Source organism: Niabella terrae, assembly GCF_054783135.1.
The window spans coordinates 37,181-54,571 of record NZ_BAAGRD010000038.1; the positions used below are offsets into that span (position 1 = coordinate 37,181).

Below are 17,391 nucleotides of genomic sequence, written 5' to 3' on the forward strand. Positions count from 1 at the left end.
AAGTTCAAAAAAGCGGAAAACCTGCTTAAACCGGCTGTTGCCGCAGCAATGCCCAGATCAGCAAGGCCCAGCCGGCGATAAAAAACAAGCCGCCGATAGGCGTCAGTATACCCAGCCCGGACAAGCCTACCTTACCGGTCGCTTTGAGCGCTGCCAATGCATACAATGAACCCGAAAACAACAGGGTACCAATCAGAAAACAGGTGCCGCCGGCCTGAAGCGCCTTTCCGGGATACCGGGCAAACAGAATACCGGTAATCAACAGGGCAAAAGCATAGTACATCTGATACTGCACGCCCGTCTGAAAAGTGGGAACTACATCCGGCGCAATGGATTTCAGTTTATGGGCCCCAAAAGCGCCCAGAATAACACCCAGTCCGCCCAACAGACTACCCCAGATTAAAAAAGCCTTGTTCATATTGTATATGCAAAATTTGTTTTAGACGGGAGACATCAGGAAGTTGAACCATCAGCATCTTCAACGAATATCCTTTTCATAAAGCCTTCCAGTGTGGCTTCCTGCTCACTGATCCGGATTTTGGCGCGTTCATAAAATATCCGCCGGTCACTGCTTTTTTTCAGAATATAAGCCTGTAACTGCGCATCATCCAGTTCTTTCAGCAGGGGGCGTTTTTCCTGATGCTGCCGCAGCCGGCCCAGCAGAATTTCAAAGGGGGCATCGATCCACACCGTGAGCCCTTTCTGGTTCATATAATCAATATTATTGAAGAAACAGGGCGCGCCGCCTCCGCAGGAAAGAATCATGGCATCGTGACTTTCGCTGACCCATTGCAGGATCTCCCGTTCTTTCATTCGGAAATATTCTTCACCCTGTTGCTCAAAAATCTCAGTGACTGTTTTTTCTTCTGCATCCACAATCAGCTCATCCAGATCAAAAAACGGCATTTCCAGTTTTTTGGCCAGCTGCCTGCCCCAGTGGGTCTTCCCCACCCCCATAAATCCGATCAGATAAATACGCATAAATCCTGCAATTTAAATTACACTACGGCCTGCCCGCTGAATTCCACATTGAAAACGGCTTCGAAACTGGATTTCAGGACCTCCTGCAATGCCATCATATCCACTTCCCGGCCTAGTTCCTTTTTAAGTGAAGTTACCTGTTTACCACGTATACCGCAGGGAATGATCATATCAAAATATTGGAGATCCGTATTTACGTTCAACGCAAATCCGTGCATGGTAATCCAGCGGCTGGTACGTACGCCAATCGCACAGATTTTCCTTTCATACCCCTTTCGATCAGGTTCCAGCCAGACGCCGGTCTCGCCGGCCGATCTTTCGCCCTTCAATCCAAAGGCCGCCAGCGTCTGTATGATTACTTCCTCAATATTCCTTAAATATTTACCGATATCCGTATAAAAATGCTCAAGATCCAGAACCGGATAACCTACCAGCTGTCCTGGTCCATGGAAGGTAATATCCCCACCCCGGTTGATCCTGAAGAAATCGATCCCTCTTTTTTCCAGATGTTCCGGTGACAGCAGCACGTTTTCCATATGACCGCTTTTTCCCAGCGTAAAGACCGGCGGATGTTCCACAAAAAGCAGGTAATCCCTGGTTCTCAGTGTATCGGGAACAGGCTGGCTGGCATCTTCAAGCTCCCGAATCCGGGTCTTCCGGACCACATTTTCCTGTAACAACTGTTCCTGATAGTCCCAGGCATCCTTATAGCGCATCTGGCCCAGATCCCGAAAGATCACGGCAGGCTTCATTATGGTCTCCTTTTGTTCCAATATGCTCAAAAATGGTGAATCTAATTCAAAACGCCAAAACCTTCAGGATTTTGGATATGAATGGGATATTATTGAAAAAAAACAACACAGAAAGCGTTTTGTTCGGTTTATTTTTGTGGCATGCAAATAAGCGCCTTTGTCCAATATCTGGAAAACCTGGCCCCGCGTAACCTGCAGGAGCCGTATGATAATGCCGGATTGCTTACCGGTGCTGCCGACTGGGAATGTAAAGGCGTGCTCTGCTGCCTGGACGCACTGGAATCCGTAGTTGATGAAGCCATGGAAAGGAACTGCAATCTGATTGTAGCCCATCATCCGATTCTGTTCAGGGGACTCAAAAGCCTTACCGGCAAAAATTATGTTGAGCGTACCCTCATCAAAGCGATCAAGAATGATATTGCCATTTATGCCATCCATACCAATCTGGACGCTGTACTGGACGGTGTAAATGGTAAAATTGCAGAAAAGCTGGGGCTGACCGAACAACGCATATTAAGGCCCAAAACGGGGCTGCTGAATAAATTGTATTTCTATGTACCCGAAGCACAGGCGGCATCCGTTCTCGAAGCGCTTTTCGAGGCCGGCGGTGGTCGTATCGGCAATTACAGCGAATGCAGTTTTCGGGTGGCCGGAACGGGGACTTTCAAACCCCTGGATGGTGCGCAGCCTTTTCTGGGGGCGATTGGCCAAAGGGAAACGGCAGCAGAGCTCAAAGTGGAGCTCCTGGTACCGGAATACCGGAGCGCGGCACTTATCCGACACCTGCAGGAAGTGCACCCCTATGAGGAAGTCGCCTATGAACTGGTCGGATTACAAAATGAGCATCCCCAAATCGGCTCCGGTCTGTCCGGCAGGCTGCCGCAGCCCATGGCTACCGGGGAATTTCTGGAGCGGCTCCGGGAGATTTTCGGCTGTTCCGTGATCAGGCATACCGCAATCCGGCAGGAGCAGGTCGAGCGGATCAGTGTTTGTGGCGGGGCCGGCAGCTTCCTGATAAACGACGCTATATCCTGTAAATCTGATGTTTATGTCACATCTGACCTGAAATATCACGAGTTTTTTGATGCGGATCACCGGCTGCTACTGGTGGATATCGGTCATTATGAGAGTGAGCAATTTACCATCGAGCTGCTGAAAGACCGTTTAGCCGAAAAATTCCCTAACTTTGCCGTCCTTAAAACAGGGATAATTACCAATCCTGTCCGGTATTTTGTGTAACCAGCGGGAACGTTTATCTCTTTAAAGACAAACACATAAAAATAATATGGCACAGCTAAAAGAATTCTCTATCGAAGAAAAACTGAGTTCATTAATTCAACTGCAAAAAATTGACAGCAAACTTGATGAAATAAAAATCCTCAAGGGAGAATTACCCATGGAGGTTGCCGATCTGGAAGATGAAATTCAGGGCCTGCATGCCAGACAGGTTCGTATCGAAGAAGAAATAAACGGTGTCACTGAATTTATCGAGGAGCGCAAGAACGCCATCAAGGAAAGTGAAGAACTGATTAAGAAATACGAGAAGGACAGCGAGAACGTTAAGAACAACCGCGAGTTTGACGCCATCAATAAGGAGGTGGAAATGCAGCAGCTGGAAATCAAACTGGCAGAGAAGCATATCAAAGACGCGAATGAGGAAATTGCTGATAAAGTAGTCCTGCTGGAAAAAGCCAAGAAAAATATTTCGACCAAGGAAGGTTCGCTGGAATTAAAGAAAGCCGAACTGGAGAAAATCATTCAGGCCAACGAAAAGGAAGAAAAGCAGTTTTCCAAATTATCTGATGATGCCAAGGAAGAAGTAGAACCCCGCTTACTGGCCAGCTATCAGAAAATCCGGGGTAATTTCAGAAATGGTCTGGCAGTGGTACCGGTAATCAGAGATGCCTGCGGTGGTTGTTTCTATGCCATCCCGCCCCAGAAACAAAGTGAGATCAAACAGCATAAGAAAATCATCGCCTGCGAAAACTGCGGTAGAATTCTGGTCGATGAAGAGTTGCATACAACGATCGAATTAAAATAATTCAATAAAAGTCTTTATTTTTTTTACCTCCTGTTTCAGGAGGTTTTTTTTGTGCGGTACTATGGTCATCGACCCTTTTAAGAACTAGCTGTCGGATCTCCGTCAGCTGCATTCCGGGCCTTGAAAATCCGGTCGGCTACATAAGTAATGGCCGTTTTGCCATGCGGACGGGGCTGTCCCTGTTCATCCAGGTTAACGAAGACCATTTTCTCAATCGTAAGGATTTTCTCCCGGGTTAGTTTGTTACGGATTTCACATTTTAAGGTAATGGAGGTGCGCCCAAAATGGGTCGCTACAATACCGATTTCAATGATATCACCCTGACGCGGCGATGCAATAAAATTAATTTCAGAAATAAACTTCGTCACTACGAATTTATTCTCCAGCTGAATGATGGCATAGAGCGCCGCCTCTTCGTCTATCCATTGCAGCAGGCGTCCACCGAAAAGCGTATGATTGGGATTCAGGTCTTCCGGCTTTACCCATTTGCGGGTATGAAATTTCATCTCATTTTCCATTCCATTCATATATTAAAATTTTAAGCCTGGGTCATCCTTACTCATTCGTGGCCCCAGCATCCTTACCCTTTCTTTCCTTGTAAGTGGCGACCACCTGATCCAGGTGCCGAATAAAGTTACTGACCGAGGGATCGTAAGGATAGCCTTCGGGCGCCAGCCGCTGTTCCTGGTTATCCAGAAAGAAATAGAAAGGCTGGGTATTCGAGCCGAAACGACTGACCTGCAGATCGGTATTCAGTTCGCCCAGGGTTTCCACGGTCTTACCCAGATCCCTGGATTCATACTGTTCACTGATGGGCAGATCGACGCCCTTATGGACATCAACAAACAGGGAAGCAATGACAAAGTTGTCCCGCAGTCTGCGGATGACTTCGGGGTCACTCCATACTTCACCTTCCATTTTGCGACAGTTGATACAGTTAATACCGGTAAAATCCAGCATCAGGGGCCGGTCCGTCTGACGGGCTACTGCCAGGGCTTCCTGATAATCAAAATAGGTAATCAGGCCATTATTGACGACAACATCCGGTTCATTTTTCTTCATCACTTCCGCATATTTTACCGGTGCCGGAAGTGCTGCTGCGGTATTGCTGTTGCCAGCAGAAAACGGCGCGGCAGAAAGGGAATAACCTTTTGGCAGGTCGTCCGCATTAAAATCCTGGGTACCCATGGGCGGCAGAAAGGCGCTCAGTCCTCTGAGCGGTGCACCCCAGAGACCGGGTACCAGATAAATGGTAAAAGCCAGTGCGGCACCGGCGAAGAGCAAACGGGTTACCGAGAGATGCGGTAGTTCAAAATCATTTTTAGGCAGGGCACTGTCATGGCGAAAACGGATTTTCCCCAACAGGTAGAGGCTCAATAAAAGAAAGATGGCGATCCAGAGTACCAGAAATATTTCCCGGTCCAGGATCCGCCAGTTCTGGGTAAGATCTGCATTGGAAAGAAACTTCAGGGCCAGGGCCAGTTCCAGAAAACCCAAGGTGACTTTTACGGCATTCAACCAGCCGCCTGATTTTCCCAATACATTCAGTTTACTGGGGAAAAAGGCAAATAAGGCAAAAGGCAGTGCCAGCGCAAGTGAAAATCCGAACATCCCCACCAGGGGACCCAGCCGGCTGCCTTTGGAAGCCAGGACCAGCAAACCGCCGATTATCGGGCTGGTACAGGAAAAGGATACGATGACCAGGGTCAGGGCCAGGAAGAAAATACCCATCATATTTTTGGTGCCCGCCTTGCTGTCGGCGGCAGTGCCCCAGGATGCCGGCAATTCGATTTCAAAAGCGCCCAGAAAGGACAAACCGAAAACCAGAAATATGGTAAAGAATACCAGATTGGCGATCCAGTGGGTGGACAATTTATTCAGGGCATCGGGACCGAAAATCAGGGTGATCAGAAATCCCAGAAAGGTGAATATCGTAATAATCGATAACGAATAAATAAGTGCGTTGCGGAGTCCCTGCGCCCGGTTGGTGCTTCTTTTTGTAAAAAAGCTCACCGTAATGGGAATCATGGAATAGATACAGGGTGTGGCCAGGGCCAGCAATCCTCCGGCAAAAGCAATGGCAAAAATCCACCACAACGAACTTTCCTTTGAGCTGTTGGTGGCGGACCCCGTCGCTGCCTGGGTTGCCGGTGCCTCAGGCAGGATGACAAAACGAAATTCCTTTTCCAGGGCCGGAAATTCCTCGCCCCGGGCAAACATATAATTGATGGTCCCTTTTATAACAGCCGAATCCCCTTCAGCCAGCAGGACGGTCTGCTGCCAGCGAACCGAATCCGTAATCTGATTTACGGGCAACTCCAGTACCGGGTCCTGAACGGTTTCCACCCGGGCATCTTCCTTCAGTTCCCCTGTCAGCAGGGATTGGGTTGCGGTGTCAAAAAGTATGCTGGAATAGACCGCATCCTCAGGACTGCGCTGCAGGGCAAATAACCGTACATCAGGCTGGCTAACCAGGGCACTGATGGTGAGCTGAATTTCCTTATCATTGACGCGCTGCTGCGAAAAATTAAAAGCGATGGCTGAAGAATCCTGCGCTCCGGCCACTCCGGCCCAGAAAAAAAATAGGAGTACAGCAAAGAATTTCATGAATGCAAGATTTTTAAGGGTAAAACGGAGCCAAAGGTATCGGAAAAAAGTTCCGCCACCTTGGGACTGAATATTTTCAAAAAATCTGAAATTCTCTTTAGATAAAATCAGCAGTCCCGGGCAGGATTCCTAATAATTACAAATCCACCGCGCAAAGGTTTAATCTTATTAAATGCAGTTCCGAGGTCTCAGCACCGGCGCAGGGACCAGGTACGTTCAAAACTTTGGCCGGCCGGCAGCAGTTGGATGCCCTCCTTATGGATCAGTTGCTGATCACTGTCCTGGCTGTCGGCGATACCGCACCAGGGTTCAATGCAGACGAAATCTGCATTTTTGGCCGCCCAGATTCCCAGATAGGGAAAACCGCTGAAATCAAATTCAAATCCCTGCCCGGTTTTACGACTACATAAACGGACACTGGAGCTGTTCAGGTTTTTCAGCACAATAGCATCCTGGGAGAACAGGGATTTATCCAGATCGATACGATCCGCATTTTCCAGGAAGGGCACAGGTACGGGGCCGAGACAACCGCCGGCAGTAACCGGCCAGCGACTGGCAGTTTCCTTTTGATTGAAAGCCAGGAAATAATCCCGGTATGCATCTCCTTCAAAAAGCGGCAGCCGGAACGCAGGATGGCCACCGACTGAAAAATAGCAGGGCCCATCCCCCCTGTTGTCGATCCGGTACTGCACATCCAGGGTGGCCCCCTGCAGGCGATAATCTATTGTAAACCGGAAATCAAAGGGATACAGTTCGCGGGTTTGGTCATCGGCATCCAGGACCAGAGACAGAAAATCAGCTTCCTGCTGATCTAACCGGAATTCCCGGTCCCGCGCAAAACCGTGGCGGCCCATTGAATAGAACCTGCCTTCATAATAATAGCCGCCTTCTTTCAGGGCGCCTACGATCGGAAAAAGCACAGGGGATCTTTTGGCCCAGAAAGCAGGATCCCCCTGCCAGAGGTATTCCAGCCCCGTGTCAGGATCCTTCAGGTTTTGCAATTCTGCTCCATGGGAAGCGACCCTTACCTGCCAGAAATCATTTTCAATAAGATAGTCCATAGACTTTGTTTTCGATCAGACGCCGCCAAATACGGTAAAGCCACCGTCTACGATAATGGAAGCCCCGTTGACAAAAGCCGATGCGTCACTGAGCAACCAGACCAGTGCGCCGCCCAGTTCTTCCGGCTTTCCGAACCTTTTATAAGGCGTCTGCCGGATCACCCGCTCGCCACGATCGGTATAGCTGCCGTCCTCATTGGTCAGCAGGGCCCGGTTTTGCTCGGCCAGGAAGAAACCTGGTACCAGGGCATTCATCCGAAGCTTGTCACCATACCGGTTGGCCAGTTCCACGGCACTCCATTTGGTAAAGCTCTCAATGGCAGTCTTTGCCAGACTGTACCCCAATACCCGGGTAATCGTTTCATGTGCGGAGACCGAAGAAATATTGACGATGCTGCCGGTACCGGCACTGTCGATAATTGCCTTTCCGAATATTTTCGTTGGCAGCAGGGTGCCGAACAGGTTCAGATCCATAACTTTTCGCAAGGCTTCCATATCCATCGAAAAATAATCCTGATCCGGCAAAATCACCGCCCCTGGCTGATTGCCGCCGGCCGCATTGATCAGGCCGTCTATTTTGCCAAATGCTGCCAGTACCTGATCCCTGGCCGCAATGAGTTGCCCTTCATCCAGTACATCTGCCACTAAAGCAATGGCACGGCCGCCTTTCTGGGTGAGTGCTGCCGCCCGCTGCTCTGCCACTTCCCGGTTCCGTCCCAGGATGCCCACCACAGCCCCCTGTTCCTGTATGGCCTGGATAAATGCATGCCCCAGTACACCTGTGGCACCCGTCACAATAATAACTTTGTCTTTCAGTGAAAATTGATTGTGCATAGTCGTTCTAAAGTTTCTGATTCTCTAATTATATAAAGGATGTGTAAACTGACTGTCCGCATCTTTTTCAAGGATCACTTTCCCGTTTTGATCCGGAATAAAAGTAAGGACACTCAGGGTCTGTTTTGTCGTATTGATCCGCATCAGCCGCATGGTCCCGTTACCACCATTACGGTCTTTGGCGCCGGAATAGGGCGGATTCTGCCGGGACTGATAGTCCGAAAGGTAAGTCTTTATCACAGAAGCCCCCGTACTGTCTTTGCGGAAAGATTCGCCGGCAATATGGCCACCCAGCATCATAAATACATTCGGATGTTTACGTGCCATCTCATAAATCACCTTTCCCTGTTTGGTAAAATCGGGCGTTGTATTAAAATCGCCTTCGCCCGGCCGGGTATTGCTATTGGAATTTTTTGGTTTTCTGAGCATGCTGTGGGCAACCAGAATAGCTTTACGATCGGCATGGGCGCCCAGTACGCTGTCCCCCCAGTGCATCACCTGTTGCTGGTAGGCGGCATTATAATTTTTATTGCCCGGATCGTTGAACGCAAAATAGAGCACCAGAAAATCAGTACCCTTTCCCGAGAACAGGTCGAAATGGTTCTCGTTACTTTTTGGGGTGCGGGAACCACCATACCAGTGGCGGCTTTTATAGCGGTCCGTACCAAAATACTGATTGTAATAACTGGCGGGATCATCCACCGACGGTTTACCATTGGGTGTCTGGTCGTGATTGCCTACAGCCAGACCGTGGGGAATCTTACGCTGGTCCAGCTTATCAATCAGTTTTCGCGCCCGCTCCCATTCCGCCGGCGCATTGTGATCGGTGATATCCCCCAGATGAATCACATAACTTATTTTTTCTTTCTTCTGATTGTCAAGAATCCAGTCAATCTGATTTTCAAACATGCTGATCGTCCCGCCGTTTCGCTGGGCGGTATAATACTGGGTATCGGGCAATACCACCACAGAAATGTACTGATCATTTTTATCGATGCCATAGTCCGAGAGCAGTGAAACCGGCTTACAGCTTATAATAAAGCATAAAAGAACAAAGGAAAAAATACGTCGGTTCATCATGTGATTTAAAATTTAAGGGATTTGCGAATGTAATTTAATTTCAGTTCAATCAACTCATCCGGCAGCTGACTTCGGGGTTTTGGTTTTAAATGACCAGGTAAACAGGAATTCGGCAACTTCCGCTCCCGAACGATCCCTGCCCACGCTTTTTACCACCAGTTCTGTGGAAGCGCCGCTGCGGACCGCTTCTTCGATCGCCTGTTCGAATTCCGCCCCCTGGTCGCAGGTAAAGACAATCCGCCCCAGGGCTTTTTTAAAATACCGGGCCTGCATCGCCACAACCAGCATCGAAACCGGTGGCCGGCGTTTATAGATCCGGGCCATGGCCTGTAATCCCGTGCTGAGTTCTGCCGCCATCGCCAGGCTGGCAAAATAGATGGAGCGAAAAGGATTCTGGGTAAACCATTTATAGGGGACGGAAACAGAACAGCTGTCATCATTTAAAGTTTCTACCCGAAGACCGCTGAAAAATGCTGCCGGAAGCTTACGCAGCATATACAACCGGAACCTGCCCGAACGGGCCAGTTGCATAAAAGTATTTTCGGTTGGATTCATCGCTGGCAATATTTTAATACCCAATCCCCGCGCCCTGCAGCCGGTAATGGGGGTTGGCACAAGATAAGGATGTTGCACTGGATTTAGCCTTCTTAATAATTATTTCACAGACCCTGAAACCTTATTTTTCCCCTTCACTGCAACCCGGTATCAGCGCATGTACAACCCTTTTGGGTTTCGGTACGGAAGTCTGCCCGCACAGGATCCATTGTCGCGCTGGCTGTCGCGCCGGCCTTTGGGTCGCCAAAGACAACGGCATCCCATAACAGGATGCCGTTGTGCAGATGATTCGCTGTTCCCGCCAAAAGAAGCAGGCGGATGTATTGTATAATGGTACTTACTGATCCTTAAACTGCCATCCAAAAGGCACAATAATCCGGGCGGTAAAATTGCGTCCCATATTAAATACCCCTACCCGCCCGGTAACCGGATTTGTGTCGGTATATTTCAACCGGCTGAGATGACTCTGATAAGCCTGGTCGGTGATATTGTTCAGCGCCAGTTCCAGACTGATGATCTGCTGTGGACCGATTTTAATATCCGCACCCGCGCCGCTGTTTAAAAGCATATAGCCCTTGGTGGCGGTTTCCGTGGCATAACCGGAAAAATAGCGGTCCTGATCCGCCACCGTCTGCAGTTCTGCCCGCAGGTGCAGGTTCCGGATATGTTTTCCGGTATGCGGCAGTTCCGCCCGGAGTTCTGTTCGAAGGCTGGCCGGAGCGATCAGGGGCAGGTTCCGGGAACCGTCCACCGCTTCCGTAAAACGGCCCCTTACCCAGCTGAAGGTATTTTCAAAATGAAGCCAGTCCAGGGGATGCGGATGCAGATCAATCCGGGCTTCCAGACCATACAACCGGGCAGACTGCTGGTTGAACTGATAGACAACAGCACCATCTATCAGTGAATCGGTGCCGCTTTCATTAAGGAGCTTATTATAGAAAATAAAATGGCTGATATGATTGAAATACGGCGCCACTGATATATCCAGGTGCTGGGTGGTGATATCCATACTGCCGTCAACGGCCGTCGCAATTTCACTGCGCAGACCGTTATTGCCGATCTCGTAGCGGCCTGTGCCTTCATGTTCTCCATTCGCAGAGAGTTCGGAAGCATTCGGCGCCCGGAATCCCCGGCTGACGCCCAGTTTTAACAAGAGGATATCATTGACCGCATGGGAGAGGCCGATGCTCCCGCTGATATTGGAAAACTTTTTATGCAGGGGATCGAACCTGGGCCCCGCCGCTTCCTCCATCGATTGGCTGTCATAATCACGGTGATCAAAACGCAGGCCGCCACTCAGGGTGGTTTGCTGCCAGTTTTTACTGGCCACCAGATAAAGGCCCAGGTCCAGAAGCCCATAATCCGGAATCAGGGCTTCTTCTGCACGATTGCGGTTCTGTTGGTACATCCCGCTGAATCCCAGGCTGCCCTGGAAACCCGAGGGTGAATGCAAATGGTAACCCAGGTTATAATCGAGGGTGCGCAGCTCAAAATAAGCTTCAGGTTCCGATGGGGCGTCAACTTCTCCAAATTCTTTGCGGCGGTTTTGCTGGAAAGCCAGCAGGGCAGTCAGGCGATGTCCGTTTTGCAGTGAAAACGCATTATCTGAAGTAACTGTCAGATGGTTGACGGACTGGTAAGGTACCAGCGGCTTCCTGTCGGAACGCTGCTGGTCAGAAGGCGGATAACCGTCAAGTACCAGACGCCCCTGGTCATCCCGCTCGCCTTCCACCATGCCTGGCTCCTGATGAAAACTGGATACCAGTAAATGGCTGTAGCCCCAACTCTTGTTGACCCCTAGGGCACCACCGAAATTTTTCTCCCGGAAGCGGCTGTTCAGGACCTGACCATCGTATTTATTCTGGTAATCTGCCGCTGATTTCAGGCTGCCATAAAGATTCCAGTTCCAGCCATTATGATTGCTGCCGAGTCGCAGGTGGGTACCGTACATCCGGTTATTGGAATTAAAACTGGCGGAAGCCGTGCCCTGCATACTGTTGAGGGGTACCGGTGTATAGGTCAGGATATTGATGACACCGCCGATGGCATCGCTGCCATAGATCAGTGAAGCCGGTCCCCTGAGTATCTCAATCCTGCGGGTGCTGTATTCATCTACTTCAAGTCCGTGTTCATCGCCCCATTGCTGTCCTTCCTGGCGAACCCCGTCATGTACTGCCAGTACCCGGTTATAACCTAAACCCCGGATAAAGGGCTTCGCCACGGCAGGACCGGTAGTGACGATAGAAACCCCCGGTTCCCGGGCCACCATATCGAGCAATGTGGTACCGGTGGATTGCTGGAGTTCTGCCGCAGATATAACAGAAACCTGCTGGGGACTGCGTTTCAGGGAAGTAGCCGTACTGACCCCGGTAACGGTTACCGTCTCGGTTTCAACGATTGAAGCCTGTAACTGAAAATCCAGTTCTGTCTCATTGTTGATCCGGATCCGGGTGACAACAGACTTATAGCCCACGTAGGATACCTGCAGGGTCAATTCGGTCTGCGGCAGGGAATTGATATGATAGCGACCGTCCCTTCCGGAAACGGAAGTTATTTTCAGATCCGGCAGCGAAATCGTAGCTCCTTCCAGGGGATGGCCCGTCGCTGCGTCGGTAATCAGTCCTGAAAGACGGCCCTTATAAACTTCGGGATTCACATTAGGGCCGGGCGATACACGGCCATATACCGGAGCACCACCCAGTAGTAGAAATATAAAGTAACATAGGATTCTGGAAAACATATTAATATATTGTTGCTGATTTAAAAAGAATCGATAGCAGCGCCTGTAAAACAGCCAGAAGGCACACCATCCTTAAAGTCAAAATGAAAAATAGACGGCCGGTGAGCCGGCGTCCATGTCGTAGCTGCCGTCAGCAGTACGCAGTGATGGATCAGACAATATAGGGAGGACCCCGATGGGCAAAACAATCAAAATCTGCTTTGGTCAGGACTTCGGGCAATAAAACAGCCGGCATCTGCCTGCAGTATGGGGGTCTAAAATCAGGTGCAAAATCTACTGCCAGAAAAGCCGGCAGTGTATGCTGCAGCACCATACCACAGTTAAACTGGTGGTGGTGGATTTGCTGTTTGGGTTGTGGGACGCCGGGCAGCAGTTCAGTGAACTGTTCATCCCGGTGGTCGAGGACCAGGTCATGCAGCCATTGCCGGGGGGTAAAACTCAGCGCAAAAACCCAGACAAGAATCAGGGCTGCAGATTTTCTTATATGGAAAATACCGGTCAAATTTGAAACTTCGTTGCAAATATAAGCAAAACAGGGAAAACCGACATGCACCGAAATAGCTATTCCATCAGGCTGTTATAGCCAACCAGCAGGATGGCCTGAAAAATAAAGCAGGAAAATCAGAAAATTCAGCAATTAAACGCCCCGGATCCGGGCCTGCGAACCGATAACCCGAGGGGATTATTCGACGGCCAGCTTCAGCACGATTTCATCTTCGAGTATGCCTTCCAGCATATCACCAGGCAGCGTTTCCCCGACGCCTTCAGGAGTGCCGGTAAAAATGATATCGCCGATATTGAGGGAGAAATATTTGGAGATATGGGCAACAATGGCATTGAAACTGTGGATCATCTGGGAAGAATTTCCCTCCTGCACCAATTCATTGTTTTTATAGAAACCGAAATTGATGCGTCTCAGGTCATCAAAATCAGAAAGGGGTCGCCAGCTGCCGATGGCCGCCGAATTATCCCAGGCTTTGGCTTTTTCCCAGGGGAGTCCTTTTTGCTTCAGTTCGCGCTGGATGTCCCTTGCCGTAAAATCGATGCCCAGGGTAATGGCATCATAGTACTGGTGGGCATACCGTTTATTCACATAACGCCCGTTCTTACTCACCCGCAGCACCAGTTCACACTCGTAATGCAACTCATTGGTGAACTCCGGATAATAAAACGGAAGATGGGATTTAAGCAATGCAGTTTTGGGCTTCAGAAAAACAACCGGTTCTTCCGGAATACTGTTTCCAAGTTCTTTGGCGTGGGCCACGTAATTACGCCCAATGCAAAAAATCTTCATAAATTTTCTTTTTAAGGTTCTGGAACCTACCCCTTATACTCCTGATTGTTGATACTGGTCATTGCCGCAGCTAAGCCCTGCGTAATAAATAGTTCAATTGCACCGACCGCCATCTGGATTTTTTGGGCAACAACAGCTTCTTCTTCCCGCTGCCATTTTCCCAATACAAAATCAATTTGCGTGCCCGGTTTGAAGCCATTACCGATTCCGAATCTCAGCCTCGGGTAGTTTTGGGTTTGTACCGAAGCTTCAATACTTTTGAGTCCGTTATGGCCTCCTGCACTCCCACTGCCACGTAGTCGTAGTTTGGTAATCGGCAGTGATAGTTCATCAACAACAGTTAAGGTCTTGTCTAATGTTAGTTTCTCTTTCTCCACCCAGTATTTGAACGCTTTGCCACTCAGGTTCATATAAGTCGTCGGACAAACACAAACCATCAACCTTCCCTTCCATTTAATCTCGGCAACATAGGCGAGACGCTCCTGTCTGAATTTCCCTCCATGTTTCTGAACCAGTGCCGCAACCACATCAAAACCAATATTATGACGTGTATGGGCGTACTCCTCACCGATATTCCCGAGCCCTACAATCAGAAACTTCATTGTTTTGACTTCAAAAGTACTAAAACTGAATGTTTTTTAGCCCCCATCCCCTAAAAAAGTTATCCTGAATCATCTTTCGTTAATCTCCCCGCCTGTAACTTTGGCCGATCCACCGATCCTGTATGGATCTGGTATTGATGCCGGCACATGAATAACAGACCCGCAAAAATGGAATAGATTGAATTGTAATTTGAGAAGCTGGGTTAAAATCTGTAATTTAGCGCTGCTTGATTACAAACCCCGACTGCCGATTGATGTGACTAACGGATGAGAATTCAAAACTTTTCTAAGTGCCAGTTTATAATCAGGATTATCATTAGAGGAAAAGATGAAGCCGCAAAGGCCGGTGCTGCCCTTCTTGGGTAAATGGAACGCAAACAGGCCTGAGGCCTGCATTGATGGCATTACATATTCACTATAAATAAAATAAACATCTAATGAAAAAGTTAACTACGATGCTAACTATGGCAGTTTTGAGCCTTTTTTTCTCTCAAACTGTCCTGGCACAGGATACCCTGTACTCAGTAAATAACTGGGGCACAGTCGGTATTACCCAATATACCAATGTCAATCCGACGACCGGCACTTTTTCCGGTACCACTTCTACCTATGCATCTGCTGACAACGTCACCAGTTCCGCAGCATTGGCCGTAAATAGTAACGGTACTTTTATTTATTATATTCCCAACGAGGCGGCGAATCAGGGTGTTTTTGAAGTATTTTCGATACCCGCCTTTCCGCACAGCAGCCAGGCCATCGAACCCACTGCCGGTACCATGGTCATGACTGCCCAGGATCTGAATGGTGCAGGCAATACCAACGAATTATATTTCAGAAGGCTGGCCACCAACACGAATGGCTGGGCCTATATGGTGACCAGTGAGGATGTAACCGGCACCATCTACCTGAGTCGTTTTCTGACCCATGCCGATGGCACGGCAACAGATTTTCAGGAACTGGGAACAGTGACCCTGGATGGCGTGGCACTGACAAATAATTTTTACAATGGCGATATTGCCTTCGATGCGATGGGTAATCTTTACGCCCTAGTCAATGATATCGCCGGTGGCGGGCTTACCAATGTTTATTATATCCCCGCCGCAGACCTGGCAGCTGCTGTCAACGCCAGTTCGGTCACCGATATGAAATTTAAATATTCGGTAAAAGATCCCGGTGGCGATGATTTCACCGGACTGGTTACCGGTATTGCTTTCTCTTCCGCCGGTAATTTATTCTTTTCAATTCAGGGCGTAGACGGCGGTATCTATTTTTTCTCCCGCACCGGCGTCGATATGACGGGTGATATCAGTGTTACCGGACCGGTGAGCACTTTCAGCAGCGACAACCTGGCGGATCTGACTTCCAGTTATTTCCCGGTCAACAATGTGCTACCGGTGAATTGGGGTACCGTCAGTGCTAAAATCCGGGGCAATTCCCTGCAGGTGGATTTCTCTACCCTCTCTGAAACCAATAACGCTTCATTTGCCGTGCAGGTATCTGCAGATGGTAATCAATTTGAGACCGTCAAAACCATCAGCAGCCAGGCGGATAACGGTAATTCCGACAAGGTATTAAACTATAGCGTTACCATTGGCGTCGACAGTAGTACCGGTTTGGTGCTGGGTATTTCGATCATGGTTTTTGCCTTCGGACTATTACTGATTAACCGAAAAAACAAATGGCTCACCGGTCTGACGATGGCGGTGGGTATGATCGTATTGGGAAGCGCCTGTAGCAAACCGGCTTCCGAAATTGACGTTAAAGGGGTGGATAAATTATACGTGAAAATTGTGCAGACCGATATTGATGGGCACTCCACCCAAACCGATATTATTACTGCTTACCGGGTAGACTGATCCGGAATCATTTACTAGAAAACCTGCATGATTACATGCAGGTTTTTTTATGAATGTAATTGACTTTTTTAAATTTTTAGAAATTTAACCTACTGATTATTAACAAAATCAACGAAATAATTTAGTTTAAAAGGGTAGATTCTCAGCGTTCGTCATTTAAAATAATTAACTTCAATGGGTCAAATTTACCCATAAAATAAGGTTATTGGTGTACGAACGATTCATTTTTCCCGCTATCAAAGATGCACTGGCGGATACGCCGGTAATACTAATATCCGTTCACCACAGGATCATGGACCAGGTGGACTGATCCGAAATCCTGCATAAAAAAAACCTGCATGATTACATGCAGGTTTTTATTGAAAATAAGGTAGCTTATTTCTTATCCGCAGCTGCAGCAGCAGCTTCTTCCTGTTTGAGCTGTCTGGTCATAACGACAGAAGCGATAGGAATACGCGGTGAGTTCAGGATTTCCATTTGAGGTGCTTTAATATCCTCAACGCGGATATTGCCGTTGATTTCCAGGTCATCAATCGGAACTTCAATAGCTTCTGCCAGATCCTGAGGCAGTACTTTTACTTTAACGGATTTGATTTTGGGAACAAAGCGACCACCGGCTTTAACACCTTTGGCAGCACCTGTAAATTTGATGGGCACGGTAGCAATGACTTTTTTGCCTTCCACCAGTTCCAGCAGATCCACGTGAATCAGTGTATCAGTTACCTTGTCGAACTGCAGATCTTTTAAAATACATCTGTAAGTAGCGCCATCTACCTGTACAGAAGCCAGCTGGAAATTGGGTGTGTAAACCAGCGGTTTGAAAGCTGCTGCCGGCGCACTGAAATTGATTTCCTTGGCACCCCCGTAAATTACAGCAGGCACATTACCCTGAGAGCGTACCTGGCGGGTGGCTGTTTTGCCAAATGCGGTCCTCAGTTGTCCTTCGATTGTAATCGTCTTCATTTTTTATATTGATTTAAATTTTACT

17 protein-coding genes are annotated in these 17,391 nt (G+C 48.6%); 3 read left to right on the top strand and 14 right to left on the bottom strand.

What is annotated here, in order from left to right; genetic code table 11:
• Window positions 1–25: 25 nt before the first annotated feature.
• Genes ACYVI9_RS16350 through lipB form a run of 3 tightly spaced genes read right to left on the bottom strand, consistent with a single transcriptional unit; the run spans window position 26 to window position 1,733 of the window.
• Window positions 26–418, bottom strand: coding sequence for a DUF423 domain-containing protein (locus tag ACYVI9_RS16350; RefSeq protein ID WP_460766657.1), 393 nt, complete (start codon window positions 416–418; stop codon window positions 26–28).
• A 35-nt stretch (window positions 419–453) separates the two neighbouring features.
• Window positions 454–981, bottom strand: a complete 528-nt coding sequence (locus tag ACYVI9_RS16355; protein ID WP_460766659.1) for a shikimate kinase — start codon at window positions 979–981, stop codon at window positions 454–456.
• Between the two features lie 17 nt (window positions 982–998).
• Complete coding sequence (gene lipB / locus ACYVI9_RS16360) at window positions 999–1,733, bottom strand: lipoyl(octanoyl) transferase LipB (RefSeq protein WP_460766662.1); 735 nt, start codon at window positions 1,731–1,733, stop codon at window positions 999–1,001.
• A 141-nt stretch (window positions 1,734–1,874) separates the two neighbouring features.
• Between lipB and ACYVI9_RS16365 the strand changes: the two genes are divergently transcribed.
• Window positions 1,875–2,972 carry a Nif3-like dinuclear metal center hexameric protein gene (locus ACYVI9_RS16365; protein ID WP_460766665.1) on the top strand — a complete coding sequence of 366 codons (1,098 nt, stop codon included), beginning with the start codon at window positions 1,875–1,877 and terminating at the stop codon, window positions 2,970–2,972.
• A 46-nt stretch (window positions 2,973–3,018) separates the two neighbouring features.
• Complete coding sequence (locus ACYVI9_RS16370; RefSeq protein ID WP_460766667.1) at window positions 3,019–3,774, top strand: zinc ribbon domain-containing protein; 756 nt, start codon at window positions 3,019–3,021, stop codon at window positions 3,772–3,774.
• Between the two features lie 77 nt (window positions 3,775–3,851).
• On the opposite strand, the gene ACYVI9_RS16375 is transcribed toward ACYVI9_RS16370, so the two are convergent.
• The 10 genes from ACYVI9_RS16375 to pth all read right to left on the bottom strand — a co-directional run bounded on the left by ACYVI9_RS16375 (window position 3,852) and on the right by pth (window position 14,547).
• Window positions 3,852–4,301 carry an acyl-CoA thioesterase gene (locus ACYVI9_RS16375; protein WP_460766670.1) on the bottom strand — a complete coding sequence of 150 codons (450 nt, stop codon included), beginning with the start codon at window positions 4,299–4,301 and terminating at the stop codon, window positions 3,852–3,854.
• Window positions 4,302–4,329: 28 nt separating this feature from the next.
• The gene (locus tag ACYVI9_RS16380; RefSeq protein WP_460766673.1) at window positions 4,330–6,381 is read right to left on the bottom strand and encodes a protein-disulfide reductase DsbD family protein; all 2,052 of its coding nucleotides are present in this window, start codon (window positions 6,379–6,381) and stop codon (window positions 4,330–4,332) included.
• A 188-nt stretch (window positions 6,382–6,569) separates the two neighbouring features.
• A complete protein-coding gene (locus tag ACYVI9_RS16385; protein WP_460766676.1) occupies window positions 6,570–7,442 on the bottom strand; it encodes an aldose 1-epimerase family protein in 873 nt (290 codons plus the stop codon).
• A gap of 15 nt (window positions 7,443–7,457) precedes the next feature.
• Window positions 7,458–8,276 carry an SDR family oxidoreductase gene (locus ACYVI9_RS16390; RefSeq protein ID WP_460766679.1) on the bottom strand — a complete coding sequence of 273 codons (819 nt, stop codon included), beginning with the start codon at window positions 8,274–8,276 and terminating at the stop codon, window positions 7,458–7,460.
• A 24-nt stretch (window positions 8,277–8,300) separates the two neighbouring features.
• Window positions 8,301–9,353: a metallophosphoesterase gene (locus tag ACYVI9_RS16395; RefSeq protein WP_460766682.1), complete on the bottom strand. Its 1,053-nt coding sequence runs from the start codon at window positions 9,351–9,353 to the stop codon at window positions 8,301–8,303.
• A gap of 57 nt (window positions 9,354–9,410) precedes the next feature.
• The gene (locus ACYVI9_RS16400) at window positions 9,411–9,911 is read right to left on the bottom strand and encodes a DUF4442 domain-containing protein (RefSeq protein WP_460766684.1); all 501 of its coding nucleotides are present in this window, start codon (window positions 9,909–9,911) and stop codon (window positions 9,411–9,413) included.
• A 337-nt stretch (window positions 9,912–10,248) separates the two neighbouring features.
• Window positions 10,249–12,651 (bottom strand): TonB-dependent receptor, encoded by a 2,403-nt coding sequence (locus ACYVI9_RS16405; protein ID WP_460766687.1) that lies wholly within the window; start codon window positions 12,649–12,651, stop codon window positions 10,249–10,251.
• A gap of 151 nt (window positions 12,652–12,802) precedes the next feature.
• A complete protein-coding gene (locus tag ACYVI9_RS16410; RefSeq protein WP_460766689.1) occupies window positions 12,803–13,153 on the bottom strand; it encodes a hypothetical protein in 351 nt (116 codons plus the stop codon).
• A 180-nt stretch (window positions 13,154–13,333) separates the two neighbouring features.
• Entirely contained in the window at window positions 13,334–13,945 is a 612-nt protein-coding gene (locus tag ACYVI9_RS16415) for a fumarylacetoacetate hydrolase family protein (RefSeq protein WP_460766692.1), read from the bottom strand.
• A gap of 26 nt (window positions 13,946–13,971) precedes the next feature.
• Complete coding sequence (pth, locus tag ACYVI9_RS16420) at window positions 13,972–14,547, bottom strand: aminoacyl-tRNA hydrolase (RefSeq protein WP_460766695.1); 576 nt, start codon at window positions 14,545–14,547, stop codon at window positions 13,972–13,974.
• Window positions 14,548–14,984: 437 nt separating this feature from the next.
• Between pth and ACYVI9_RS16425 the strand changes: the two genes are divergently transcribed.
• Entirely contained in the window at window positions 14,985–16,403 is a 1,419-nt protein-coding gene (locus ACYVI9_RS16425) for a hypothetical protein (RefSeq protein ID WP_460766698.1), read from the top strand.
• A 375-nt stretch (window positions 16,404–16,778) separates the two neighbouring features.
• On the opposite strand, the gene ACYVI9_RS16430 is transcribed toward ACYVI9_RS16425, so the two are convergent.
• A complete protein-coding gene (locus ACYVI9_RS16430) occupies window positions 16,779–17,366 on the bottom strand; it encodes a 50S ribosomal protein L25 (protein ID WP_460766701.1) in 588 nt (195 codons plus the stop codon).
• Window positions 17,367–17,391: the final 25 nt, after the last annotated feature.